This is a genomic window from Streptomyces sp. NPDC005963, from assembly GCF_040638655.1.
Lineage (GTDB): Bacteria > Actinomycetota > Actinomycetes > Streptomycetales > Streptomycetaceae > Streptomyces.
This window is the reverse complement of the sequence record NZ_JBEXVD010000029.1, coordinates 42,514-68,219: the sequence shown is the minus strand read 5'-3', so window position 1 is coordinate 68,219 and position 25,706 is coordinate 42,514. Positions and strand designations below refer to the sequence as shown.

General features: G+C 67.4%; 22 protein-coding genes and 1 tRNA gene. 15 read left to right on the top strand and 8 right to left on the bottom strand.

The features are described 5' to 3' along the window. Window positions 1-116: 116 nt before the first annotated feature. Window positions 117-872, bottom strand: a complete 756-nt coding sequence (gene cobF, locus ABZ348_RS29215; protein ID WP_358938069.1) for a precorrin-6A synthase (deacetylating) — start codon at window positions 870-872, stop codon at window positions 117-119. Window positions 873-977: 105 nt separating this feature from the next. Between cobF and ABZ348_RS29210 the strand changes: the two genes are divergently transcribed. From ABZ348_RS29210 to ABZ348_RS29200, 3 genes are read left to right on the top strand one after another with little or no spacing between them, the layout of a single operon-like run. Then, window positions 978-1,706 carry a (Fe-S)-binding protein gene (locus ABZ348_RS29210; RefSeq protein WP_358938068.1) on the top strand — a complete coding sequence of 243 codons (729 nt, stop codon included), beginning with the start codon at window positions 978-980 and terminating at the stop codon, window positions 1,704-1,706. Next, on the top strand, window positions 1,703-3,121 hold the full coding sequence (locus ABZ348_RS29205; protein WP_358938067.1) for a lactate utilization protein B: 1,419 nt from the start codon (window positions 1,703-1,705) through the stop codon (window positions 3,119-3,121). The genes ABZ348_RS29210 and ABZ348_RS29205 overlap by 4 nt, the downstream gene beginning before the upstream one ends. Beyond that, entirely contained in the window at window positions 3,118-3,753 is a 636-nt protein-coding gene (locus ABZ348_RS29200) for an LUD domain-containing protein (protein WP_358938065.1), read from the top strand. The genes ABZ348_RS29205 and ABZ348_RS29200 overlap by 4 nt, the downstream gene beginning before the upstream one ends. Before the next feature lie 36 nt (window positions 3,754-3,789). Here the strand turns inward: ABZ348_RS29200 and ABZ348_RS29195 are convergent, their stop codons facing one another. Then, complete coding sequence (locus tag ABZ348_RS29195; RefSeq protein WP_358938063.1) at window positions 3,790-4,263, bottom strand: DUF309 domain-containing protein; 474 nt, start codon at window positions 4,261-4,263, stop codon at window positions 3,790-3,792. A gap of 114 nt (window positions 4,264-4,377) precedes the next feature. Between ABZ348_RS29195 and ABZ348_RS29190 the strand changes: the two genes are divergently transcribed. Then, window positions 4,378-4,451: transfer RNA gene (locus ABZ348_RS29190), tRNA-Pro, on the top strand. Between the two features lie 208 nt (window positions 4,452-4,659). Here ABZ348_RS29190 and ABZ348_RS29185 read toward each other — a convergent pair. From ABZ348_RS29185 to ABZ348_RS29160, 6 genes are all read right to left on the bottom strand, one after another. Beyond that, complete coding sequence (locus ABZ348_RS29185) at window positions 4,660-6,120, bottom strand: APC family permease (RefSeq protein WP_358938061.1); 1,461 nt, start codon at window positions 6,118-6,120, stop codon at window positions 4,660-4,662. Window positions 6,121-6,277: 157 nt separating this feature from the next. Continuing rightward, a complete protein-coding gene (locus tag ABZ348_RS29180) occupies window positions 6,278-7,747 on the bottom strand; it encodes an aldehyde dehydrogenase family protein (RefSeq protein WP_358938059.1) in 1,470 nt (489 codons plus the stop codon). 446 nt (window positions 7,748-8,193) lie between these two features. Beyond that, window positions 8,194-9,306: a zinc-binding dehydrogenase gene (locus ABZ348_RS29175; protein ID WP_358938057.1), complete on the bottom strand. Its 1,113-nt coding sequence runs from the start codon at window positions 9,304-9,306 to the stop codon at window positions 8,194-8,196. After that, a complete protein-coding gene (locus tag ABZ348_RS29170; RefSeq protein WP_358938055.1) occupies window positions 9,303-10,520 on the bottom strand; it encodes an aminotransferase class III-fold pyridoxal phosphate-dependent enzyme in 1,218 nt (405 codons plus the stop codon). Before ABZ348_RS29170 ends, ABZ348_RS29175 begins: the two co-directional genes overlap by 4 nt. Then, window positions 10,517-11,533 carry a transketolase C-terminal domain-containing protein gene (locus ABZ348_RS29165; protein ID WP_358938053.1) on the bottom strand — a complete coding sequence of 339 codons (1,017 nt, stop codon included), beginning with the start codon at window positions 11,531-11,533 and terminating at the stop codon, window positions 10,517-10,519. The genes ABZ348_RS29170 and ABZ348_RS29165 overlap by 4 nt, the downstream gene beginning before the upstream one ends. Next, window positions 11,530-12,405: a transketolase gene (locus ABZ348_RS29160; protein ID WP_358938051.1), complete on the bottom strand. Its 876-nt coding sequence runs from the start codon at window positions 12,403-12,405 to the stop codon at window positions 11,530-11,532. The genes ABZ348_RS29165 and ABZ348_RS29160 overlap by 4 nt, the downstream gene beginning before the upstream one ends. A gap of 303 nt (window positions 12,406-12,708) precedes the next feature. Between ABZ348_RS29160 and ABZ348_RS29155 the strand changes: the two genes are divergently transcribed. From ABZ348_RS29155 to ABZ348_RS29105, 11 genes are all read left to right on the top strand, one after another. Then, window positions 12,709-13,272, top strand: coding sequence for an Lrp/AsnC family transcriptional regulator (locus tag ABZ348_RS29155; protein WP_358938049.1), 564 nt, complete (start codon window positions 12,709-12,711; stop codon window positions 13,270-13,272). Further along, complete coding sequence (locus ABZ348_RS29150) at window positions 13,265-13,489, top strand: hypothetical protein (protein ID WP_358938047.1); 225 nt, start codon at window positions 13,265-13,267, stop codon at window positions 13,487-13,489. Before ABZ348_RS29155 ends, ABZ348_RS29150 begins: the two co-directional genes overlap by 8 nt. Before the next feature lie 607 nt (window positions 13,490-14,096). Continuing rightward, window positions 14,097-15,176 (top strand): hypothetical protein, encoded by a 1,080-nt coding sequence (locus ABZ348_RS29145; protein ID WP_358938045.1) that lies wholly within the window; start codon window positions 14,097-14,099, stop codon window positions 15,174-15,176. A 612-nt stretch (window positions 15,177-15,788) separates the two neighbouring features. Beyond that, entirely contained in the window at window positions 15,789-16,988 is a 1,200-nt protein-coding gene (locus ABZ348_RS29140) for a hypothetical protein (RefSeq protein ID WP_358938043.1), read from the top strand. A 303-nt stretch (window positions 16,989-17,291) separates the two neighbouring features. Then, complete coding sequence (locus ABZ348_RS29135) at window positions 17,292-18,137, top strand: IclR family transcriptional regulator (RefSeq protein WP_358938041.1); 846 nt, start codon at window positions 17,292-17,294, stop codon at window positions 18,135-18,137. A gap of 584 nt (window positions 18,138-18,721) precedes the next feature. After that, entirely contained in the window at window positions 18,722-19,441 is a 720-nt protein-coding gene (locus tag ABZ348_RS29130) for an aspartate/glutamate racemase family protein (protein WP_358938039.1), read from the top strand. Window positions 19,442-19,490: 49 nt separating this feature from the next. Further along, entirely contained in the window at window positions 19,491-20,474 is a 984-nt protein-coding gene (locus ABZ348_RS29125) for a membrane dipeptidase (RefSeq protein ID WP_358938037.1), read from the top strand. 40 nt (window positions 20,475-20,514) lie between these two features. Beyond that, a complete protein-coding gene (locus ABZ348_RS29120; protein WP_358938035.1) occupies window positions 20,515-22,119 on the top strand; it encodes an NAD(P)/FAD-dependent oxidoreductase in 1,605 nt (534 codons plus the stop codon). Next, on the top strand, window positions 22,116-23,768 hold the full coding sequence (locus tag ABZ348_RS29115; protein ID WP_358938034.1) for an ABC transporter substrate-binding protein: 1,653 nt from the start codon (window positions 22,116-22,118) through the stop codon (window positions 23,766-23,768). The genes ABZ348_RS29120 and ABZ348_RS29115 overlap by 4 nt, the downstream gene beginning before the upstream one ends. Before the next feature lie 13 nt (window positions 23,769-23,781). Next, window positions 23,782-24,729: an ABC transporter permease gene (locus ABZ348_RS29110; RefSeq protein ID WP_358938032.1), complete on the top strand. Its 948-nt coding sequence runs from the start codon at window positions 23,782-23,784 to the stop codon at window positions 24,727-24,729. A 19-nt stretch (window positions 24,730-24,748) separates the two neighbouring features. Further along, window positions 24,749-25,696 (top strand): ABC transporter permease, encoded by a 948-nt coding sequence (locus tag ABZ348_RS29105; RefSeq protein WP_358938030.1) that lies wholly within the window; start codon window positions 24,749-24,751, stop codon window positions 25,694-25,696. Window positions 25,697-25,706 lie beyond the last annotated feature (10 nt).

Here is a 25,706-nt window from a genome sequence, read left to right as displayed (position 1 = left end):
TCCTTTTGATCATTCAGGCGGTGCCGCCCGGCCCCCTCGCACGATCGGCCCGTACGCCCAGATCAGGGCCCGGGCGAGGTGTCGAGGAGGCCGCGCGCCCGCGCGTTCGAACCGGTTCACCCCCGCCGCAGCAGATAGGTGTCCATGATCCATCCCTTGCGCTCCCGCGCCTCGGCACGCAGCCGCTCGATGCGCTCCGACACATCCGCGAGCCGGCCCGAGACCAGGATCTCGTCCTTCGTCCCCACGTACGCGCCCCAGTAGATGAACAGGTCCTGATCGAGATGGCGGGTGAACGCCTGGCGCGCGTCCAACATCACGACCACGTCGTCCACGTCCTCGGGCCACCCCTCGGCCAATCGGCGACCGGTGGTGATCTGAACCGGACGGGCCACCCTGTTCAACCCCGTACGGTGTCGGGCCAACAGCGCCGACACACTGCTGATCCCCGGCACCACCTCATGGTCGAAGGCCACGGAACCCCGCCGCAGCACCTCTTCCAGGGAGCCGAGGGTGGAGTCGTAGAGGGAAGGGTCGCCCCAGACGAGGAACGCACCGCACTCGTCCTCCGCGAGGTCGTCCGCGATGAACCGTTCGAAGAGGTCCGCGCGGCGGCGACGCCAGTCCTCGACCGCCGGGGCGTAGTCGGACGTCACCCGGTCGCGCTCGGGGTCCCGCCCCTCCACCAGCCGGTAGGACCCCTCTTCGACGTGTGCATCCAGGATGTCCCGCCGCAACTGGATCAGATCCGACTTCTCCTCGCCCTTGTCGAGGATGAAGAACGCATCCGCGGCCTTCAACGCCTTCACTGCCTGGAGCGTCAGTTGGTCGGGATCACCCGATCCGATGCCGATGACATAGATTTTCCTCACCCGCCGAGTCTGCCTCACGCGAACCGCCCCCAGGCCGCCAGGGTGTCGCCGATCCCACGCCCGCCTCGGCGCCCCAAAGCCCCGGCCGCCCCCTATCCTCCCGCTATGCGTGTCGCCCTCTTCGTCACCTGCGTGAACGACGCCCTGTTCCCCAGCACCGGCGTCGCGACCGTGAAGCTGTTGGAGCGCCTCGGTGTCACCGTGGACTTTCCCGCGGCGCAGACCTGCTGTGGACAACCCCACTTCAACACCGGACATCGAAGCGCCGCGGAAAAGCTCGTCCACCACACGGCACGCGCCTTCGCGGGCTACGAGTACGTCGTCACGCCCTCGGGCTCCTGCGCCGCCATGGTCCGTGAGCAGTACCCCCGGTGGGGGGAGGACTCCCTGCCCGCGCGAACCCACGAGCTCACGGAGTTCCTCGTCGACGTCCTCAAGGTCACCGATGTCGGCGCGTACTTCCCGCACACGGTGACCTACCACCCCTCCTGCCACGGATTGCGCTCCTTGGGCCTCGGCGACCGTCCCCACCGACTGCTTCGCGCGGTCAAGGGGCTGGTACTGCGGGAACTGCCGGGTGCTGACGAGTGCTGCGGATTCGGCGGGACCTTCGCCGTGAAGAACGCGGCGGTGTCGACCGCGATGGGGCAGGACAAGGTCCACAGCGCCCTCACCACACGGGCCGAGGTGCTCTGCGCCGCCGACAACTCCTGCCTGATGCACCTCGGCGGCCTGATCCGCCGCCAGGACGAACCGCTGCGTCCGCTCCACATCGCGGAGATCCTCAGCTCGACCGAACAACACCCCTACGGCCCCGAGGAGCCCACCCGATGAGCGCCGCCTTCCTGGGGATGCCGCCCTTTCCACAGGCCGCCGAGGTGGCCGTGCACAACACCACCCTCCGCGCCAATCTGCGCCACGCCACCCATACGATCCGGGCCAAACGCGCCAGGGCCGTAGCCGAACTGTCCGACTGGGAGCAGCTGCGCGAGGCGGGCCGGCAGATCAAGGACCACACCCTGCGCCATCTCGACCGCCATCTGATCCGGTTGGAGACGGCGGTCACCGAGGCCGGCGGTACGGTCCACTGGGCCGCGGACGCCGCCGAGGCCAACCGCATCGTCACCGAACTGGTGAAGGCCACGGGCGAAACCGAAGTGGTCAAGGTCAAATCCATGGCCACCCAGGAGATCGGGCTCAACGAGGCGCTCGCCGCCGAGGGCATCAGCGCGTACGAGACGGACCTCGCCGAACTCATCGTGCAACTCGGTGACGATCTGCCCTCCCACATCCTGGTCCCGGCGATCCACCGCAACCGCGAGGAGATCCGTTCCCTCTTCGTCGATGAGATGGCCAAGTGGGGCAGGGCGGCTCCGCAGGGGCTGAGCGACTCCCCCGCCGATCTCGCCGAGGCCGCGCGCCTGCACCTGCGGGAAAAGTTCCTCCGCGCTCGCGTGGGGATCTCGGGCGCCAACTTCATGGTGGCCGAGACCGGCACCCTCGTCGTCGTCGAGTCGGAGGGCAACGGCCGGATGTGCCTCACCCTCCCCCACACCCTGATCTCCGTCGTCGGCATCGAGAAGGTGGTGCCCACCTGGCGGGACCTGGAAGTCTTCCTCCAGACCCTGCCGCGTTCCGCCACGGCCGAACGGATGAACCCCTACACCTCCCTGTGGACGGGGACCACCGACGGTGACGGGCCCCGCGTGTTCCATCTGGTCCTCCTCGACAACGGTCGCACCGACGTGCTCGCCGACGAAGTGGGCCGGCAGGCCCTCCGGTGCATTCGCTGCTCCGCCTGCCTCAACGTCTGCCCGGTGTACGAGCGAGCCGGCGGCCACGCCTACGGCTCGGTCTATCCCGGCCCGATCGGGGCCATCCTCACCCCTCAACTCCGCGGCACCGGCAGTGCGATCGATGCGTCCCTCCCCTATGCCTCCACGCTGTGCGGTGCGTGCTACGAGGTGTGTCCCGTCGCCATCGACATCCCCGAAGTCCTGCTCCACCTGCGCGCAGGCATCGCCGAACGGGGCGGCCCCGGCCATCGCGTCGAGCGCGTCGCCCTCACCGCCACCGGTTGGGTGCTGCGCCATCCGACCGTACTGGCGGTGGCGGAGCGACTGGCCGCCGCAACGCGCGCCCTGCACCCGAGCAGACCACCGGGCAGCGGCGCCTGGACCGCGAGCCGTGAACTACCCGAAGTACCGGCCCAGTCCTTCCGTAACTGGTGGCAGGAGAACCGCCGATGACGCACACGTCCCGCGAGCAGATCCTCGCCCGCATCCGGTCGGCGGTCGACAGTGCACAGGACGTGCCACCGCCCGATCGCGACTATCTCGCCACGCACACCGGCGCCGACCCGGTCGAGAATGCGGACCTCCTCCACCGCAATCTCAGCGACTACCGGGCCGTGGTGCACCGGGCAGCACCGTCCCGGCTGCCCGGCCTCATCGCCGAACGGCTCGCTGCCCATCGAGCGCGGTCGGTCGTCGTCCCCGACGGGGTGCCCGAAGCCTGGCTGAGCGCCTCCACCGTCACCTGCCAGCGGGACGAGGGACCGTTGACCCCTGCCGCACTCGACGCCGTCGACGCGGTCCTCACGGGCTGCGCCCTCGCGATCGCGGAGACCGGCACCATCGTGCTCGACGGCGGCCCCGACCAGGGGCGCCGCGCCCTGACCCTGGTCCCCGACCTCCACATCTGCGTCGTACGGGCACCCGCTCAGATCGTGTCGTCGGTACCGCAGGCCCTCCCCCTGCTGTCGCCGAGGGCTCCGCTGACCTGGATCTCCGGGCCCTCGGCAACCAGCGACATCGAACTGGACCGGGTGGAGGGGGTGCACGGCCCGCGCAGATTGGAGGTCGTCCTGCTGGGCGTCTGACACATCCCGTTCGGTCTGCGACGCCCTGCAACACGTTTAGCCGTCGAGGGTCAGCCGGGGAGCTTCGGCGCGGGCGTCCACCGGCCCGCGCAGCCGGGAGGCGAGATCACGCGCCCAGGCCGCCAGCCCCGACACGTCGACTCCATGGGGGTCACCGAAACCCTCGATGTGCTCCGCACCCCGCAGGAGGAGCCGTTTCCCTCCCATCACATTGCCGCGTGCGGCGTGGGTGAGGCCGACCGCCAACTGTGCGAGCCCCCGCCACAGCTCGCGCTCTGGCTCCGGACCCGACTTCCACGCGTCCTCGAACACCTCGTGGGCATGGAAGGGCTTGCCGGCGTCCAACAGCCGCTGCGCCTCCTTCAAGGTCTGGTCGGGACTGCGCACCACCCCCTCCGGCTGCCGCTCCACCCCTGGCACGCCATAGGGGAGCGGGCGTCCCAGTCCGTCCCGAGGGCGGGCGCTACGGGCACGCCCTTCGTCGTCGCGGTCTCTCGGCGCCTTGTCCACGCCTCGATTCTCCCCGAACAGGGTGCCTGCCCGCAGGCCGGACGCTCAGACCGTGCCGCGAGTGGGGTAATGTTGTCTTGCGCGCCGGGCCTTGAGTACGAAGCCCGACCGCATCGGGACGTGGCGCAGCTTGGTAGCGCACTTGACTGGGGGTCAAGGGGTCGCAGGTTCAAATCCTGTCGTCCCGACTCGTGTTTTCGCGAGTCGTAGGCGGTATCGGAGGAATCCGGTACCGCCTTTTCCGTATGCCGTGGGGGCCAGTTAGGGACCAGACGGCCCAAGGGTGCATTTCGGGGACGGGCTGGACAGCCGGGCTGAGGGTCGCGCGGACAAGGCTGAGGCGGGCGGTGAGGGCTGTCCCGGATCCTGCTGCCGGGGACTCATAGACGATCGAGGCTAGACGTCCTCGTCGAGCGCCTGGTAGCGATCGGGACGGGTACGCCTGAGCCGTTCGGCGACGGCGATCCCCAGGGCGAACGTCAAGGCGATGATGCCACCCAGAACGATTGCGTTGGTTGAGCTTCCGACCAGCAGCGCGAAGTTCTTGATGACGAGCACCATGATCACGATGAGACCGATAAACGCCAGCCCGGGCGCAATCACCGCTTGCCACACGCTGGGCCTACGGGCCTTCGTCAGGAAGAACACCATCACGGCAAGGCTGGTCATCGCCATCAGAGCGATCAACCCGAGCGTCGATGCGCCGGAGAACCACATGTAGATCTGCGAGATCGGATCCCAGCCGAGCACCGCAACGGCCACCATCGCTGTCAGCGAAACAGCGGTGAAGGCCAGCGACGACCGCGAAGGCGTGAGGTGCTTGTCATCGACCTCAGCCATCGCCTTCGGCAGCAACCCCTTTGCAGCCAGGGTGAATTGGTAGCGGGTGATGACGTTGTGGAATGACAGGACGCAGGCGAAGAAGCTGGTCACCAGCAACACCTGGATCACATCGGTCAGAATCGGCGAGACATACGTGACTGCCAAGTTCTGTACGACACCATCCGGTTCTCCGGAGGCCAGCTCGACGGCGCGGCCGATGCCGAGTCCCTGCACCACCGTCCACGCCGCGATCGCGTAGAAGACGCCGATGAACAACACCGCTATGTACGTCGCACGCGGAATGGTTCGGTCTGGATCCCTCGCCTCATTGCGGAACACCGCGGTGGCTTCGAAGCCGATGAAGCAGAAGAACGCGAACATCAGGCCGAGACTCGGCGCGCCTGTCACGAACTCGGACGGCGACAACGGCGCAGAGCTGAACCCGCCGTGCCCACCGTGACCGATGATCCCGATGTTGACGATCACCACGGCGAGCGTCTCCGCGACCAGCAGCAGCCCAAGAACCTTCGAGCTCAACTCGATATCGCGATAGCCAAGGAAGCCGACGATCAGCACCCAGCCGATGGCGCTGGTCCACCACGGTATGCCTATGTGCACGGCGGTCAGCAGCTTTGTGGTGGCCACCCCGAGATACGCGTAGAGGCCGACGAGCATCACCCCGTACGACCCGAGGGCCAGCGCGGCCGCACCGACGCCGATGTGTCTGCCCAGTCCGCTCTGGATGTAGGAGTAGAAGGCGCCGGCATTCGGCACGTACTTGCTCATCGACGTGAAGCCGACGGAGAACAGTGCCAGGATGATCGTCGCAATCAGAAAGAACTGCGGCGCGGCGGTGCTACCGCTGACCGAGATGATGATCGGCACACTGGCAGTCACCACAGCCAGCGGCGCGGCTGCGGCGACGACCATGAACACGATTGAACCGACGCCGAGCCCACGGTGCAGCTTGGCCGCACCACCGGGCGGTGGATCTACGGCGGTGGCCGTGGATTGAGATTTCGGGGAGCTGGACATGAGTGTGACTTCCTGACGAAATTTCTGCGGCAAACATGACACCGAGGCAGACGCACTAGGGCGATCGCGAAGAATTCTGTGCGGCGCTCGCGTGAAGGTGCACCGCCTGGTCGAGGGTCGGATTCCGAAGGGCCCTTCCGTGTACCTACCGGGCGGCTCAGTCTTCGGTGATGACTCCGCGAAGCACGATGCTCTTGACCTGGGTGAACTCGTCGAGGGTGTAGGCAATGCCTTCCCTGCCTATGCCACTTTTCTTATACCCACCGAACGCTGCCACGTCCGGTCGGTAGGCGTTGCCCCCGTTGACCGATACGATGCCGGCCTTGATTCGGCGTCCGGCCTTGATGGCCTGCTTGAGATCGGCGGTGAACACCGCGGCATTGAGCCCGAACTGCGAGGCATTGGCAATGTCGATCGCCTCGTCGAGACTGTCGACCGCCAGCACGGAGAACACCGGGCCGAAGATCTCCTCGTCGGTGGCGATGCCGACACTCGTATCGATCTCCAACAGGGCGGGGGTGATGAACGCTCCGTTGCGGGTGCCGCCGACGAGCAGGCGCGCACCTTGACCCACCGCCTCCTGGATCTGGCGTTCCACCACACGGGCGGCGTCGACACTGATCAGCGGCCCGACGTCGGTGTTCTCATCGGTCTGGTCACCCACGCGCAGGGCCTCCACCCTGGCGCGCAGGTTGGTAAGGAAGTCGTCGTAGCGGGAGCGCGCGACCATGATGCGCTTGGTGGCGACACACACCTGCCCGTTGGCGTAGATCCGCCCCGCAACGGCATGGTCGACCGCATCGTCGATATCGGCGTCGTCGCAGACGATGAATGCGTCGTTTCCGCTCAGTTCCAGGAACACCCGCACCACATTGCGTCCGGCATTGGCCGCGATGATCGCGCCGACCTCGGTGCTGCCTGTGAAGGTGACCGCGGCGATACCGGGGCTCTTCGAAAGGTGGTCGCCGACCACGTCGCCGTACCCCGTCACCAGCTGAAGCGTGGCGCCGGGGACGCCCGCCTGATGCAGGATCTCAGTCAGCAGGATCGTCGCGATGGGGTCGTCCTCCGGCGGCTTCACCACGATCGCGTTGCCCGCCGCAAGGGCGGCGCCGACCTTGTGAGCGAACAGTTCGGCGGGGAAGTTGAACGGCAGGATGCCCACCATGACGCCAAGCGGTTCCCGCACAGTGATCATCAGGTCGGCCTGGAGGCCCTCCTGGATGTCGAGGGGTACGGTCTGCCCGAACAGCCGCAGCGACTCCTCAGCAAAGCCTTCGAAGATCCGGACGGTGGTGTCGATCTCCATGGAGGCGTTTGCGATGGTCTTGCCGTTCTCGGCAGACAGCACAGCGCTGAGCTCGTCGCGACGTGCGCGGATCTGCGCAGCCGCCGCTTTGAGGATTGCCACCCGCCGGAATGCCGGTGTGGCAGACCAGATCTCGGCGCCGTCCTGCGCCGCGTCGAGAGCGGCTTGCGCGTCGTCTGCGGTGCCGGCGGGGACGGTGCCGATGACAACACCGTCGAACTTGTTGCGAACTTCGATGATCTCGCCGGACGCGCTGTCGCGGTCCTGTCCGGCGATCGACATCCGATACCGGACAAAGGTTTCTGTCTGGGTGCTCATCTGTGAGCTCCTCTCATGGACGCGGCGCACCGCTGCATGATTCGAGATGGGATGACAGGGCTGCGACGGAGCGCAGCAGAACCTTGGTACTGGAGGTGCTTTCGCAACCTCGTGCGGCATGTGTTCCGACCATGATGCGGATCACTTCTGTCCGGCGAGCAAAATCCGAAGATCGTGCCGATTCCGGTCGAAAATCTTCGGTGATCTTCAGCCCGCCGATGATGCCTATCCACTCTGTTCCGAAAGTTCTTCGGTGGTGGCCATGGTTAGTTACTGGTGGCGGCCCCCTGGGCGGCAGTGTCGGGCCTGCCGACCCGCCGTGTCGGGACGCTCCGGAATGGTGCGGCACCCTCTGCGGGAGGGCGGCCGGCCACGACCCATGGCCGGACGCCTTGCTGCCCGCCCGCCGGCCGCAGGAGGCGGCGGACCGCACAAGCGTGCAGGGATCAAGCAGTGTCGAACACGATCACCTGCCGGATGGCCAGGCCGTCCGCGAGCAGGTCCATCGCCTCATTGATCTGACCCAACTCGATCCGCGACGAGATGAGTTTCTCCACGGGGAGTTTCCCCTCCCGCCACATCTGCGCGTAGCGGGGGATGTCGCGGGACGGCACGGCAGAGCCGAGATAGCTTCCGACCACAGTTCTGGCTTCGGCGGTGACGGTCAGCGGGGACAGCGACGCACGCGCGGCCGGGGAGGGCAACCCGACGGTGATCGTCGTACCTCCCGATTGCGTGGCGGTGAAGGCGGTTTCGAATGCGCTGGGGTGCCCTGCGCATTCGATGACGTATCGGGCCTTGATGCCCAGCCGCTCGACCTGAGCAGGCGTATGGGTCTCGGTCGCACCGAGATCGGTCGCTTGATCGAGTTTCGTGTCGATGGTGTCGACGGCGATGACCCGTTCGACGCCGTGCGCTTTCGCCGTCATGATCGCGGCCATTCCGACGCCTCCGAGTCCGACGACCATCACCGAGTCCGCGGGCGCCGGCTTCGCCACATTAAGCACGGCGCCGCCGCCGGTGAGGACCGCGCATCCGAGCACCGCGGCGACTTCGGGCGGGACATCGGCCCCGACACCGACGGCCGATGCACGATCGATCACGGCATACGTGGCAAAAGCAGACACACCGAGGTGGTGGTGGACGATCTCGGTACCCCGGCGCAGGTGGCGCGATTGGTGCAGCAGGGTGCCCGCACTGTTGGCGGCCGTGCCTGCCGAACACGGCAGGCGGCCGTCCTCCGCACAAGCCTCACACCGCTCGCAACGGGGCAGGAACGACATCGCCACACGCTGACCCTGTGTGATGTCGGTAACCGCCGCGCCCGCGGCCACGACTATGCCGGCGGCCTCGTGGCCGAGCAGCATCGGAGTGGGCCGCAGGCGATTCCCGTCGACCACGCTCAGATCCGAATGACACACACCGGCCGCCTCGACCTTGACGAGAAGCTCGGTCGGGCCTGGCTCACCGAGCTCGACGTCGACGACCGTGATCGGGCGTGACTTCGCGAAAGGTCGTGCGCGCCCGGACTCTTCCAGCACCGCTCCGGTGATCTTCATCGCCGGGCGAGCGCCGCGAACGCGCCGTCGGTGCGCTCAAGAGCTTCGTCGATGTCGGCATCGGTGTGAGAGGCCCCGAGGAACCAGTTGTGGTACGGGTGCACATACACCCCCCGCGCGCCAGCTTCGTCGGTCCACCGCCGGGTCAAGGTGAAGTCGTCGTCACCGGCGAACCGCAGCAGCGGCATCTGCACCGGACCCGACTGAATCACCTCGAATCCATGCACCGACGCCTGCGCGGCGAGCCCGTCGCGCAGCCGCTGACCCGCCCGCGCGATGCGCTCCAGCGCGTCGGTTTCGCGCAGTTCGGTGATGGTGGCGACTGCCGCCGCCATCGACGCCGCGGAGAACCAGAACGAGCCCGTCGCATAGATCCGGCTCGCTGCGCTCCGCAGAGCATCGGTGCCGGTCACCGCCGCCAGCGCGTACCCGTTGGCGATGGCCTTCGACCACGCCGACAGGTCGGGCCGCACGCCCATCGATTCCCAGCTGCCCGCGATGTCGAGCCGGAAGCCGCACCGGACGTCGTCGAGGATCAGGGCGGCACCCATCCGGTCGCACAGCTCCCGCAGCCCGCGTGCGAACTGCCGATCCGTCAGCTCTTGGTCGCGATGCACGTCCTGTCGGTGTGGGCAGACGATGATGGCGGCCAGATCGTCGCCGGCCCGCGCGGCAGCGGCGCGCACCGACTCCAGATCGTTGAATTCAAAGTAGTCAAGGTGCGCACGATCTTCTGGGGTGACGCCCGCGGTGACGGGCGTGCACCATGGCACCGCGCCGTGATAGGCGCCTTTGGCCATCAGCACTCTGCGCCGTCCGGTTGCCGCCCTAGCGATCGTCACCGACGTGGTGGTGGCGTCGGTGCCGTTCTTCGCCAGCAGCGCCCAATCGGCGTGCGCGACGGTGTCGACCAGGAGCTCGGCGAGTTCCACCATCACCGGCGCCGCGCCGTTCAGGCAGTCGCCCTGCGCGAGTTGTTGGGCCACCGCCCGCTGCACCGTGGGATGGCAGTGTCCGAGCACGACCGGGCCCCACCCGCACATGAAGTCGATGTAGGTGTTGCCATCGGTGTCGGTGACGCGGCAGCCGTCGCCGTAGGCCATGTACTGCGGCAACGTGTGGGAGAACCCCCTCACAGCCATGTGCCCGTAGATACCGCCGGGGATCACCGTCTGGGACCGCTTGGTCAAGCTGTTGTCATTTTTGTTGGTCATCGAAGCAGCTCCTTTGCGACCTCCACGATGCCGGGGGCGTCGAGACGGTACTTCGCGTACAGCGCGGCGGGCGGACCGACGGGGATGTATTCGTCGGGCACGCCGTGCTTGCGGAACGGCACCGCGCGTGCTCCGCCCTCGAACAGTGCCTCCGCGACGGCCGTGCCGAGCCCGTTGGTGACGTTGTGCTCCTCGACGGTCAGAATGGCGCCGGTATCGCGCGCCGCGGCCAGCACTTCGTCGACGTCCAGCGGGGCCACGGTGTGCATGTCGACGACGCGCGCGCTGATGCCCTGCGCGGCAAGGGATTCGGCGGCGTCCAGAGCGGGTTTGACCTCGCTGCCAGTGGCCACGATCGTCAGGTCTGCACCCTCGCGTAGCCGAATCGCCTTGCCCAGCGTGATATCAGGGACTTCGGCGTAGACCTCGGGATCGCGACCACGGCCGAGCCGGATGTACATGGCGCCGGGATGGTCCACCGACGCCCGCAACACCGCGCGCAAATGGTTCTCGTCGGTCGCACACACCACCGTCAGGTCGGCGAACGTGCGCAGGACACCAAGATCTTCCAGGGCGTGGTGGCTGGTGCCGTAGAACCCCATCGACATGCCGGAGTGGTGGCCGACGATGCGCACTGGCATCCGCGGATAGGCGCAGTCGGTGCGAATCTGCTCCGCGCACAACAATGCCGAGAATGAAGCAAACGTCGCGGCGAACGGCACATAGCCGCACGATGCGATGCCTGCCGCGGTGGTGATCATTCCCTTCTCGGCGATGCCCAGATTGAAGAAGCGCTCAGGGTGCCGCGCAGCGAAGTCGGTGGCCCGGTTCGCACTGGCGAGGTCGGCGGTGAGCACGATGACACGGGGGTCGCTGTCAGCGATCTCGGCGAGCTCTTCGCCGAATACGAACGCCGGTATGGAGCTGACGTCGCTGCCGTCGAAGGAGCGCTTGTCGCTCAGCTTTGCCGCGCCGCCGCCGAAGATCTCTGCCTGGTCTTGAGTTGCGGTCACTTTGCTGCCTCCAGCGGACGCAGACCCGCCTGCAGTTCCGCGATCACGTTGTCGTAGTCGGCACCGACGAGGTTGCCGACGTGCCAGTCGGGGTTGTACTCCATGAGCCGCACACCGCGGCCCTTCACCGTGTCCGCCACGATGAGTTGCGGAGGACCGTCCTGCACAGTGGGCAGTGCGTCGAACACGTCGAGCACAGCGTCGAGGTCGTGGCCATCGACCCGGTGGGTTTGCCAGCCGAATGCCCTGAAACGGTCCTCGATCGGCTCGACGCTCATCACGTCGTCGGTGAAGCCGTCGATGCACAGTTTGTTGCGGTCGACGATCGCAACGAGTCGGCCCAGCCGGTAATGGCCGGCGGCGTTGGCCGCCTCCCAGACCTGGCCCTCGTGCAGTTCGCCGTCGCCGAGCATGCAGAAGGTCCGATACGGCCGGTCACCAACGCGCCCACCCAGTGCCATGCCGACCGCGATCGACAGCCCGTGGCCGAGTGAACCCGAACTGAAGTCGATGCCGGCGATCTTCTTCATGTCGGGGTGGTCACCGAACGGGCTGCCAAGGCGCGTGTAGGTGTCGAGTTCGGACGGGTCGAAGAAGCCCACGTCGGCCAGCACCGGATACAGCCCGATCGCGGCATGTCCCTTGCTGAGCACGAACCGGTCCCGGTCCGCCCACCTCGGTTCCGCCGGTTTGTAGTTCAGTACCGAGTAGTACAGGGCCGCGAACAGCTCCGCGGCCGAGAACGAGGACGTGTAGTGGCCCGCGCCGGCGATCTTGGAGAGTCGCACCGTTTCGAGCCGGATGAACTTCGCGCGGTCGGCCAACTGGTCGAGCTGCGCCTTTCGTTCGGGCGTGTTGGTTGCTGGAATCACTGATTGCTGCTCCCTTGCAGGGTCGTGACGGTTTCAGGGTGGGTAGCGGCGAGCCACGCCGAATTGCGTTGTGGTGAAAGGTGCGTGGGGTGGGTCATGCCGACCCGTCTCGGGGTGACCTGGATCCCATGCTGGGAGATCGTTCGCCAGAACGCCGTCGAATCTGAATATTCTTCGAAGACACGCTTGACTCAGGCAGATTTTTCGCCCAGGGTCGAAATCGCCTGGGCACCTCCGAACGTTCTACTGTCTCGCGGACAGACCGCGACCCGTCGGCCCAGGCTGTGCACGAGGAGGTCACCAATGCGGCGCTACGCGAACGAGCGGTCCAGGGAAATCAAGATCGACGAGATCGACGAGATTCTGCTCTGGGAACTGACCACGGACGGCCGGATATCCAACAACGACCTGTCACGCAAGGCCGGCATCGCCCCGTCTACGTGCCACGCCCGAATCAAACGACTTGAGAATCTGGGTGTCATCAGGTCGATCAATACCTTCGTGAACTACGAGGCGCTCGGGTTCCCGATCCAGGCCATCGTGTTCGTGCGACTCCAGGCCCAGGCCCGGGATCAGGTGAAGGCCTATGCGGGCCGTGTCATTCGATTCCCACAGGTGCTCAACGTGTTCTTCATGGGCGGCCCGGACGACTTCCTGATCCATGTGACCTGCACTTCGAGCGCGCAGCTGCGCGACTTTGTCGCCACGAGGCTCAGTACGGGCCCTGTAGCCGCAACCACCACCAGCATCGTGTTCGACCACTTCATCGGTGTGCAGCACATGGAGTACGTGAGCGGATACGAGGAGATGCGCCGTCCCATTCCCCCACGCGACTCCACCGGCACGGCAGGTGCACTTCGTGACTGATGTCATCGGGGCTGGCGTGGTCGAACGCGTCTCCGGCTCGGCGGATGGCTTCGAGTGCGTGAGTGGTGTCTCCGTGGCGGGCGAGGACGCGGGCTTCCCGGCGGGCGCTCCGGTGGGGGTACGGTGGTGCGACGGGCGCCCCTGGAGCAGTACGCACACCACGATCACAACACCGCCGATGCCGGCGAAGCCCGTTGTGATGGGCGTCTTCGGCTAGAAGGAAGTCACGAACGGGGCCTCCACGTCACAGAAGTTGGTGACCGATGGTTCGGCGGCCGAGCCCACCCACCTCACCTACGGCCACGGCAAGGTCTAGGGCAGCCGAGATCGGCGGGCCCTCGGGCGTTCGAAGTGGCGGACGGTCGTTCCGGACGATGGGCCGCCGATTGCGGGAGCCGAACCGGTGCCGCGCCGTTGACGCATCGGAGCGGTCATACCGGGCCGCTCCTCCTGCATCCGAACGGGCGAAGCACAGATGTCCCACGCCGCAACGGCGCACTCATCTGCAGCGTCTCGATGGCCTGGTGGTGTCCACGCGCCCCGGCGCCCACCGTTGAACCGGCGGCCGGCTGGGCGCGTCACCGCCCTCACTCGCCCCCGGAGTCAGTCTTGTAGTGCGGCGGAGAGGTCATCCACACTTGCACCCGGAGTCGAATGCTCCGCCGGTTGACCGCCCCCCGGCACCGGCCGCCCATCCCCGATCTGGTCACCCGGCGCTCAACCGCCGCACCGACCGCCTTCCCACCACGGAGGAAACGGGCCTTGCACCCCCCGGAGAGACGACCGACGACCTCTTGCCCCAGGCCCCGACCAGGACGGACGTCGTGGAAAGACTGATCATCCGCAACCGCGCCGCCGACCGCGCTCGACGCACACCGTTCACCGATTCCCCGTACGGATTCGCCTCACTGACCCCTTCCGGCAGAAGGGCCGAGACTCCGGTCGTCATGCGACGACGCTGCGCGGACAGCGAGGTCTCGCCCGAGGAGGCGAGGACCCTACAGGCGATGTCCCAGGTCTTCGCGAACCGCATGGAACGCCATGGCGGTACGCACGCCCGCAGGGCTCTGGCGTCCTATCTCACCCACTACACCAGCGGTCTCCTCTCGGCGCCCGCCACACCTGAACTGCGCCGGCAGGTCCTCGTCGGCGCGGCCCAACTCATCCATCTGCTGGCCCGCATGACCATGGACGCCGGACGTCCCGGCCTGGCTGACCGCCACTTCGCCACCGCCCTGGACCTGGCGCGCCAGGCCGAAGATAGACGCATCTACGCGATCACCCTGCGGGCCATGAGCCTCAAGGCGCTACGCCAGGGCCTTCACGAGAAGGCATGGCAACTCGCCGACACCGCAATCGACATCGTGGGCCCATCGGCTGACCCGGCCACGCTGTCCTTCCTCCTGAGCCAACGGGCGCTCACCCACGCCCATGCCCAACAGCGCGGCAGAGCGATCGCCGATCTCTCGGCCGCCGAGGCCCGGCACGACCGTGCGACCAGTCCTCCGGGGGCCTTCAGCTCCTATCCCCGCGCCGGCCTCGACTACCAGCGCGGTCAGACGCTCCTCGCCCTCGGGGATTCGGCCCAGGCCGCCGAGGCCCTCACCTCGTCGATCATGGGTCGTCCACATGATCGACACCGGTCCGCTGCACTGACCCATGCCCGGCTCGCCGCAACGCTGTTGCCGCTGGGCCGGCTGGAAGAGTCCTGTCTGCACTGGCACGCCTTCCTCGACCACTACCCGAGCCTGCGTCTCGTTCCGGCCGACCAAGCGCTCAAGCACCTTCGGGTGTCGCTGCACTCGTTCCGTGACCAGTCCCATGCCACGGCCGTGCTCCATCGAGCGCGCTCCGTCACCCGTACGCGTTCCGCCTTCGGTCGGCCAGCCGGGCACCAGGACTGAAGCGGGTGGCGAGGTCCCGTCCGGCGCGGCCCACTCTCGGGTCGGGCGCGACCGACCGGCAACCACCGCCTAGTGGTTGACCGGTTCGTCGGGGACTGCGTGTTCGGCCGCTGCCGACCCGTGGGAGCGAGCGGGAACCCGGCCGTGTGTGACCCAGACACAGGGCACGGCCAGACACCCTGCCCATCTCCTGGGCTCGGGGATGACCTTGAGGGGCTCTCCCCACGCTCTCAGAGGACTGAACGCAAAGGGATCATCCATGCCCGATGTCTAACGTATGTGCGGGAACAGAACGGCGAATCGGCGGGCGAAGCGTGGGCATACACCCGCAAAATCGATTCGTGTCTACTCCATCTGCCCGTACGGATCGGGGGCTCGCCCCGGAGGTTCCCCTCAGCCGCGCCCCGGTCGCCACCCACACAAAGCGGGCCGTTCTGCAAGCACCAGAGCGAGGGCATCATTTCATCGCCTTTCCCGCTCTTTCACTCATTCGTGGATGAAGTGCATGTTCGACGGGATGCTCTGGGTAGGCCGACGCGGGCACGGTGCAACGACGCGCTCTCGGTCGGCCCGCACCGGCCGAACGCCTTCATCACATGTGAGGACCCACGCATGAGCGAGCAGAACGAGCCCACCATCGAGCCGTGGAGCTTTCTCGCCCCCACGCCGGGCACCGAGGTTCCGCCCGCACCGGAGCCCGACCGGACCTGGGAGCTTCGCGGTGGCACCGCCTGGGTCTACCACGGGGTCGGCAATCAGGGACTGACCAGGCCGGTCGTTCTCTCGGACGGCTTCGAAACCGGTGGCAGCAAGCTGGACGTGCTGTGGCACGGTCTGGAGCGGGGGCGATTCGCCTTCATCAGTGAACTGCGCTCCCGTGGCTACGACTTGGTCATCCTCGGCTATGACGACCGCAGTGCTTCGCTCCTCAAGAACGCCGATGTCGTCCAACAGTGCATCTTCCAGACCATCCAGGAACGGCACGGCGACCATCCGCTGACCGTGGGCGGTTTCAGCATGGGCGGTCTCGTCACCCGGTACGCCCTCGCCGAGATGGAGGCCCAGTCCATCGACCACCAGACAGCCGTGTACCTCTCCTACGACAGTCCCCACCGGGGGGCGTGGATCCCGATCGGGTTGCAAGCCCTCGCCCACTTCCTCAAGGCCACCCCCGCCCTCTCGCGTCAGATCAACAGCGACGCCGCGCGCCAGCTCCTGTGGCGACACATCTCCACCACCACGGCGACACCCGAACAACACCAGTTGCGCACCGAGTTCCTCGCGGCGCTCGAACGGGTGGGTTCCTGGCCGGCGAGGCCGATCAAACTGGGGGTCGCGAACGGCAGCGGTACCGGTACGGGGAACGGGGTGAAGCCCGCCACGGACGCCGTCAAGGTCACATCGGGCTACTTCAACGGCACCACTCTGCGGACCCAGAGCACCGGCAGTTCCCAACAGGTCGCGCGCCTCAAGGGTCTGCTCACCGAGCGCACCATCACCACCGATGACCTCCCCGAACTCGACGGCGCTCCGGGCGGGACCCTGGAGAGCTACGGGATCGCCGGCCGAAAGCTGAAGATCACCGGCAGCACTGAGATCGAACCCTCCGCCGCGTGGGTGTGTTTCGTCCCCGCCGTCAGTGCCGTCGCCGTGCGTGATCTCGATCGTCAGGAGGACCTCTACGTCGACATCAGCGACCTCGATCCGGGGCAGAGCGAACTCGACGACTTCAAACTGTCCACCGAGAACACACCGCACAGCCAGATGACCGAGGAACTCGGCACCTGGATCCTCGACCGGCTGCCCCGCTGACCTCCTCGCGACCTTGCCGGTGCCCCGGACCCGTACGACGGTCCGGGGCACCTCCGGGTGCGAGCGCGTCGAGGAGCAGCGGGAACGGCGAGGGCTTTGACCAGGTCATGGGGTGGGCGTAGTGACAGGCGGCAGCCCGGGGAGAAGTGGCCCCGGCAACCGTTCGGAAGTGACTCCTCCTGGTCGCTGTGTGATAATCGCGAACGATCACTCGATTTGGCACTGTCCGACAGCGGAGGGCGTCTTCGCTGCGCGGAGCCCGCACCGGGCTTCCGTCGTTCACACGGAGAGGAACCGGTCTCCATGGCGACCGAGCAAGGGTCGGAGCCTGCGGAGCCGGCCTGGCCGCGATCCGAGTCGGAGCCATCGTCCACCGCGGGAGAGCCCGCCGCGCCGAGCGGCAACACGGTGCAGATCGTCGACCACGCGCTCTTGGTCCTCAAGGCGATCGCCGAGGCCGACAGGCCGCGCGGCGTCCGTGAACTGAGTCGCGATCTGATGATCAGCAAGAGCTCCACCCAGCGGATCCTGGCCTCTCTGGAGCGTGTGGGCCTCGCAGTGTTGGAGGAGCACTCCCGGAAGTACGTCATCGGACCGGCCGCACTGACCCTGGCGTGGAAACACGCGGCCAACAGCGATCTGGTGGGGGCCGCGGCCGAGGCCACAACCCGTATCGCGGCGGTGACGGGCGAGACCGCCTGCGTGTCCACCGTGGTCGACGGCCGTCGGGTGACGGTGTTCGAGGCGGAGAGTTCACAACCTCTGCGACTGATCACCGGGGTCGGCCGACCGTACTCCCTCTTCTCCGGCGCCACCGGACGGATCCTGCTCTCCATGCTGCCCGAGACCGAATTGGGGCGGCTGGTGCAGGCCCATGAGACGAGCGGTGCGGGTGTGGCATCGGACTCCCCGGAGCTCGTCGACCGGATCGCCGCCGCCCGGGACCTCGGGTACGCGGTGAGCCGCGGCGAGTGGATCAACGGTGGCTGCGGAGTGGCGGTGCCCATCGGTACCCAGGGCAGCATCACCGCCGCATTGAGCATCTACGGGCCGGAGGCGCGGCTCAGCGACCAGAGGATGACGGATCTGGTCCCCGCCCTGAGGTCGGCAGCCGCGCAGATCGCGGTTCGGTGGCGCCAGCCCGCTTAGGACCCACCGGTGCGTTTTCCGCGCGCCCACTTCCCCGCGGCCTTCGGCCCTGACATGGGGAGGTGGGCGCGCGGCGCTTCCCCACCGTGTTGTGGCCTGCCGTGGGAGTGCACTGTCCCGTGCGCGGCCGGACGAGCCGGTCCGCCACGGCGTGGCAGGGGGCGCCCTCCTTCGGGAACGCCCAACGGGCGCGTACCCGATGCTCGTGTCCTGAGCGCCGCCGGCAGACCTCGCCAGGTCTGACCAACACCCGCGGTGCGTCCGCCGCGATGGGGAGTGCCTTCGTCGGAGCCTGGCGCACCGAGGCCGGTGCGGCCCCTGCCGGTCCAAGGAACACGGCCCGTGTGCCCCATGAGTTCGACGGTTGTCTTCGCCTACCCCATTGACCTGGCCGAAAGCCGTCGGTACGTTGTCCCAAACAATCTGGTCCACTGTCCCAGATTGACGGAGCGGCGCACGAGGGCCGGTGGAACCCGGTCCCGTCAACAGCTCGGACCGCGCTCGGAGCCACCCCGTCGGCCAAGGCGGGCAACTGCCGGGTGCTAGGACAGTTCCGTACATATTCCGATGTTGAGGAGAAACCCATGATGCTCGGCTGGCGTGCACGCATCGGGCAGATACGCCCGGCCACCGCGATCGAAGGCGCGGAGGAGTGGCGATCGGTCGCTCCCACCGGAGTCGCGTTCGCCGATGCCCGGACCATCGTGCCCCGAGTGGATGCGGAGGGGCTCAAGGAGATGATGAGTCAGGTGCTCGAAGCCTCGCGGCAACTGGCGACCGCGAAGGTGGACCTGATCGTGCAGTGCGGTGCTCCCGGCACCTTCATCCCGGGCCCCGGCACCGATGAGAAGGTCACCGACGAGATCACCGCCGAGACGGGCATCCCGGCGATCACCATGATGCAGGCGACGGTCGACGCCCTGCGCGCAGTCGGTGCGACCTCGGTCGCCGTCGGGAGCATCTACACCGACGAGGTGAATGAGGCCCTACGCGACTACCTCACCGCGCTCGGCTTCGAGGTGCCGGTGATGGAGGGCCTCCAGATGACCGATCCCTACGAAGCCAGCGTGCACGACGCCGACAGTGCGTACCGGCTCGGACGGCGCCTGCACAAGGCCGCGCCGGATGCGGACGCGCTCCTGATCTCCTGCGGCACCTACCGGACCTTCGAGATCCTCCCCTACCTGGAGATGGACACCGGCCGGCCCGTGGTGACCAGCAACCAAGCCTCGCTGTGGAAGGCATTGCGTCACCTCGGACTGCGCGACGAGATCGCCACGCTGGGACGCCTCGGCCGCATCTGAGCTTCCCCGACCCCACCCTTGCCGACCGGACCAGCTAAGGAAGTAATCCGTGCTCATCGATGCACTCCAGTTCGTCAAGCCCTCCCGTGAGCGTTTTGAGGAGTGGCACAGCGCCGGCATCTCCGCAGTTCACGCCACCGTGGCGATCTGGGAGGACTCCACCGAGACCATGCGCGAGGTGGGCCGTTGGCAACGACTGCTCGCCGAGAACGCCGATCTGCTCCGCGAGGGCCGCTCCGGCGACGACATCCGCGAGGCCGACCAGGACGGGCGCACCGCCATCGTCCTCGGGTTCCAGAACAGCAGCCCCTTCGAGGACGACCTCGACCTGGTCGGTGCCTTCCACCAGGCCGGGGTGCGCATCGCACAGCTGACCTACAACACCCAGAACTCCGCGGGCGCCGGCTGTTGGGAGGGCGACGACGCGGGACTCTCCCGTACGTACGGCGTCAATCTGATCCGTGAGATGAACCAGGTCGGGATGCTCATCGACATCTCCCACTGCAATGAGCGCACCTCGCTCGAAGCTCTGGAGGCATCGGAGCGACCCGTGGCGATCACCCACTCCAACCCCAGGGAATTCGTGGGCGAGGACGTCGAACTCGCCTTCCGCAATAAGTCCGACACGGTCTTGAAGAAGGCCGCGGAGAAGGGCGGCGTGGTGGGTCTGAGCATGTATCCGCGCATCGCCCCGCAGGGCATCGACTGCACGATCGGCGAGTTCTGTGACATGGTCGCCTACACCGTCGAGTTGATCGGTGTCGACCATGTGGGTCTGGGCTCCGATTACTATGCGGGGCAGGGCGACGAGGAACTCCACTGGTGGCGTCAGGGACGCTGGAGCCGTAAGCCCATGGTGCCCATATCGGGCCCGGTGGAGTTCCCCGGGTGGTTCGCGGCCGGCCGCGGTTACGCCCCCGTACTGGAGGAACTGCGCAAGCGCGGTTTCAGTGATTCTGAGGTCGCGCAGATCTCCGGCGGCAATTGGCTGCGGATGTTCGACGAAGGATTCTCCGCCGGCTCGCAGAGCTGATGTCCGAGGGCTCGGGAATCGGCGTGGACAGGAGCACGGCATGAACCGGTTTGACGTGGTGGTCATAGGCGGCGGACACAACGGTCTGGTGACCGCTGCCTATCTCGGACGGGCGGGACTGAGCGTCGCCGTGCTCGAATCCCGCCCGGGCCTCGGCGGCCCGTGTGGAGCGTACGAGTTCCTCCCGGGGCGCAGCCTCTCGTTCACCAACTCCCCGGGCTCGCTCAACCCAGCCGTCGTACGGGAGCTGCGACTCGCGGACCACGGTCTCCGGTTCGTCCGGGCGGATCCGACCGTGGTCCAGCAGTTCGACGGGGAGTGCTTCCTCGGCTGGCGCGACCAGGCCCGGGTGGATCGGCAGCTCGATGCGTTCGCACCCGGTGAGGCCGGCCGCTATCGGCAGTTGATCAGCGCACTGGAGCGTCTCGGCGCAAGCCTCGGTGTCTCGTTGGACGAGCCGCCGCCCGCCTTGAGTGAGCTGCGGGAGCGGCTGACCGACCCCGATGAGCTGAAGCTCTTCACCGCGGTCTTCGAGGGCAGCCTGTCCGGACTCCTCACCGAACATCTGAGGTCAGACCAGGCCAGGGCGCTGCTGGCACTGCTGGCACTGAATGCGCAGTTGGTTTCGCCGTCCGCTCCCGGAACGGCCGTCGGTCTGATGATGCGCCCGTTCGCTCTCGCAGCGGCGGGCGCGGACCCCGGTGGTGGGGCCGAGCGGGTCGCGCTGCGCGGCTCCACCGGGCTCCCGGTCGGATCCATGAGCGCGATCATCGACGCGTTGGAGGGGTGCTGCCGCCGCTACGGCGTGCAGATACGCACGGGTACCGCGGTGGAGCGCATCCTGTACGACGCGTCAGGTGCGCGCGGGGTGGTCACGTCGACCGGTGAGGAGTTGAGCGCCGACCGCGTGGTGGCGGCCGTCAATCCCGTGCACCTGTTCCGCGACCTACTCGACGACGGGGCCATGGGTGGCGCCGTCCGGGCCGAGGTGGCGGGCACCGAAATGCGGGGCTCGGCTTTCAAACTGGTCCTCGAAGTCGACGGGCTGCCCGCTTATGCGGGACTTCCGGACGACGTCGACCCGGATCGGGTGAGGGCCTGCCAATTCCGTGTCGGATCCTCGCTCGCCGCCATCGAGGAGTCCATTGCGGATGCCTTGGCGGGACGTCCTTGTGAAAACCCTTTGATGTGGGGTCTCATTCCCACGCTCACCTCCCCCGGGCTCACCCCCGAAGACACCCATCTCATCAGCGTGAATGCCTGGCACGCTCCCTACCGCCCGCAGGACGGCGAGTGGGACGCTCGGCGGACCGAGGAATTCGGTCGGCGTTGCATCGATGAACTCTCGCAGTTGATGCCGGGCATCGCCGATCGCATCGTCGACTACCGGCTGATGAATCCGGTGGACATCGAGAGCGAACTGGGGCTCGTGGAAAGCAACATCACCCACGGCGACATGCTCCCGGAGAACCTCTTCGGAAGCCGCCCCCATCCCGCCCTGGCCGGATACCGCACCCCGCTCGCCGGTTTTTATCTCACCGGTGCGGGGACCTGGCCCGGTGGCTATGTCACCGGTACGCCCGGCAGGAACGCGGCCACCGCGATTCTCCGCGACCTTTCCGACAAGCAAAGGCGACAAGCATGAGGCTTTCGCACCGCAGTGGGTCGGCGCACCCACCCATACGTCGTCTGCGCAGCGCTGTCGGCTGTGCGGTCGTCGCCGCCGTCCTCCTCACCGGTTGCAGTACGAACCCCGGGTTCGGCCGCGACCCCGAGACGGTGGTCATCGGCGCCGAAGGCGAGATACCCGCACTGGACCCGCACCGGCTCTCCGGAACCGTGGGACTTCGGCTCGTCGACGCGCTCTTCGATCCCCTCGTCCGTGAGGACCTCGGCCGTACGACGGAGCAGGCGCCCGCCCTCCGTCCTGCCCTGGCCGAGTCCTGGAAGACCTCTCCGGACGCCCTGACCTACACCTTCGCCCTCCGCGAGGGCGTCACCTTCGCCGACGGCACACCGTTCGACGCAGCGGCCGTCAAGGTCAACTTCGACCGGATCATGGACGAGAAGTCGGCGGTCTACGATGCGACGGCCGGCGGGAACATGAAGTTCCTGACCCGCTGGATCGAACGCGTCACCGTCCCCGACGCCCACACGGTCTCCCTCACACTGACCCGCCCGTACGCCGGCCTGCCCCGGCTGCTCACGGACCGGCGCATGTCGATCGTCAGCCCGAAGGCCCTGCGCGACCACCGGCCCGATGACATCGGACTCCATCCGGTGGGGACGGGGCCCTTCGCCCAACGCCACGCCGACCACGGCAAGCGGATCAAGATGGAGCGGAACACCGAGTACTGGGGCGGCGCCCCAGCCGCCCCCTCCATCATCGTCGAGTCGGTGACCGATCCCACCACACTGGCGATCGCCGCTCAGACCGGCGAGGTGGACGCGATCCTCAGTGCCGGCGCCCAGCAGGTGGAGCAGCTCACCCACGACGACATCATGTCCGTGCAGTACCCGGAGCCGGCGAACCAGTACTTCCTGCGCCTCAACACGAGGATCGCCCCGACCAACGACACCGTCTTCCGGCAGGCGTTGAACTACGCGGTGGACCGTAAGGCCATCGCCACCCTGACCGGTGGGCAGGTCACCCCGTCCACGGGCCCCTTGCCACGTGGCAACGAGGCCTACTCGGCCGCGGCGGTGCAACGTACGAGCGGTGGGAACGCTCCGTACTCCCACGATCCCGAGCGGGCGCGGCAGCTCATCCGGGAGAGCGGTGTGAAGACACCGGTGCGGCTGAAGCTGCTGGCACCCGACAGCGGACCCGGCTTCTCCCAGGCGACCGAGATCATGTCGCTGGTCCAACAGGACCTCAAGGCGGTGGGGGTGCACCTGGAACTCCAGTACATGGAGTTCGCGTCGCTCGTCGCCGAGGAGGGCAAGGGATACAACGGAAGCACCCACGGCTCCTTCAACGGCTGGACCACCGGCGCGGACGCCGCTGACTTCCTGGAACGGATGTTCAGCGGTGAACTCCACCCGCCCAACGGCGTCAACCGGGGTTGGTACCGCAATGCGGACGTGGACTCCCTCTTCGACCGTGCGCGGGCCGAGCCCGACAACGCCCGCCGCATGGCGCTCTATCAGGAGGCCGCCGCCGACATCGCAGCGGACGCCCCTTGGCTCTTTCTGTACCAGGACCGATTGCCGCGGCTGCTGAGCCACAAGGTCAGCGGGGTCACCTCCGCCGCATCGGCCTACATCGACTACACCACCATCCGCCGTCGGTGAGGAGACAACAGCCGTGAAGGCCACTGTGGCAACCGGCCCCGACACTGCGGGCGAGACACGCACCCGCTGGCGGGACCGACTCCGCATCCGCGCGGGGGGCGGCCGTGCCACCGCCGTCATCGGCGGCGTCATCGTCGCCACCACCGTCCTCGTCGCCGTGCTGGCGCCGCTCATCGCGCCCTACGACCCCCTCGACACCAATCCCTCGTCGGTGGGTCTCGGCCCCTTCAGCGACGGCCATCTGCTCGGCACCGACGAGGTCGGTCGGGACATCCTGAGCCGACTGATGTACGGGGCCAGGCTCGCCCTGCTGGTCGCGGTGCTGCCCACACTGCTGGCCCTGGTGGTCGGCGGTTGTCTGGGACTGCTCTCGGGCTATGTGGGCGGCTGGCTCGACAGCACGCTGATGCGCATCTTCGACGTGATGTTCTCGTTCCCCGGCATCCTGCTGGCCCTGGGCATCAGCGTCGCGCTCGGCCCCGGCATCACCTCGATGATCATTGCGATGGTCGTGGTGACCGTTCCGGAGTTCGGACGGATCGTGCGAGGCAATGTCGTGGCCCTGCGCCAGGAGCAGTACGTGGAGGCGGCCGGCGCCCTCGGGTACGGGCATCTGCGCATCGCGTTCCGGCACATCACACCGAACCTCCTGGGCGGTGTGGTCGTCTTCGCCACCCTCCAGACCGGTCGCAACGTCATCCTCAGCTCCAGCCTCGCCTTCCTGGGTCTCGGTGCCCAACCGCCGACGCCCGACTGGGGGCAGATGCTCAGCGGTGGACGGGCCCTGCTGGTGACGGCACAACACGTCGCCACGATCCCCGGCCTTGCGATCGTGGTGCTCGCGGTGGGGTTCAACCTGCTGGGGGACGGCATCCGCGACCGCCTCGACCCGCGCACCCGGCAGTCCCGGGCGGCCCGCGGAAGCAAGCCCACGCTACGGACCCGGTGGAGCCGGTCATGAACAGTCCTGGAGATTCGACATGCTGACCTTCACCCTGCGCCGTGCGCTCCAGATGCTGCCCGTCATCCTGGGTGTCACGATCGCCACCTTCGGCCTCGGTCAGATCATTCCCGGGGACCAGGCGAGTGCACTGCTCGGTCCGAGTTCCTCGGAGGAGGACCGACAGGCCCTGCGGGAGGATCTCGGACTCGACGAACCCGCACTGTCGCGCTACTTCAGCTATCTCGGCAGTCTCTTCAGCGGAGACCTGGGGCGTTCGCTGTCGTTCGGGCGGCCCGTTTCGGAAGTCCTGTCCGAACGCCTGCTCAACACGGTGTTGCTCTCCGGCACCGCGATCGTGGTGGCGGCCGTGGTCGGTGTGGCGATCGGCACCTGGGCCGCGCAGAAGCCGGGTTCGGCCCGCGACCGGGGGCTGACGGTCGGCGTCCTGTTCTTCAACTCCGTACCGTCGTTCTGGTTCGGCTTGGTGCTGATCGTCGTCTTCTCCCTCCAGTTGCGGGTGCTTCCCGCCACCGGAATGACCTCGATCGGCGGAGGCGGCGCCCTCGACGTCGCCGCCCATATGGTGCTGCCGGTGATCACGCTCGCCGCCTGGTCGTTGGCCGTGATCGCCCGGATGACCCGCTCGGCGGTGCTGGAAGTGATCGGCAACGACTATGTGCGGACCGCCAGGTCCCGCGGTGTCGGCGAGTTCCGCGTCATCGTCCGCCATGTGCTGCCCAACGCCATGCCGTCGGTCATCACCGTCATCGGCCTCCAGGCGGGCTTCCTCCTCAGCGGAGCGGTGCTGACCGAGACGGTGTTCTCCTGGCCCGGCATCGGACTCGCCCTCCACCAAGCCATCTCCACTCGGGACATCCCGCTCGTCCAGGGCGGGATCCTGGTCATCGCCATCGCGTTCGTACTGATCAACTTTCTGGTCGACGTGCTCCAGGCGTACTTCAACCCCAAGATCAAACTGGCGTAGGGAGGGATCA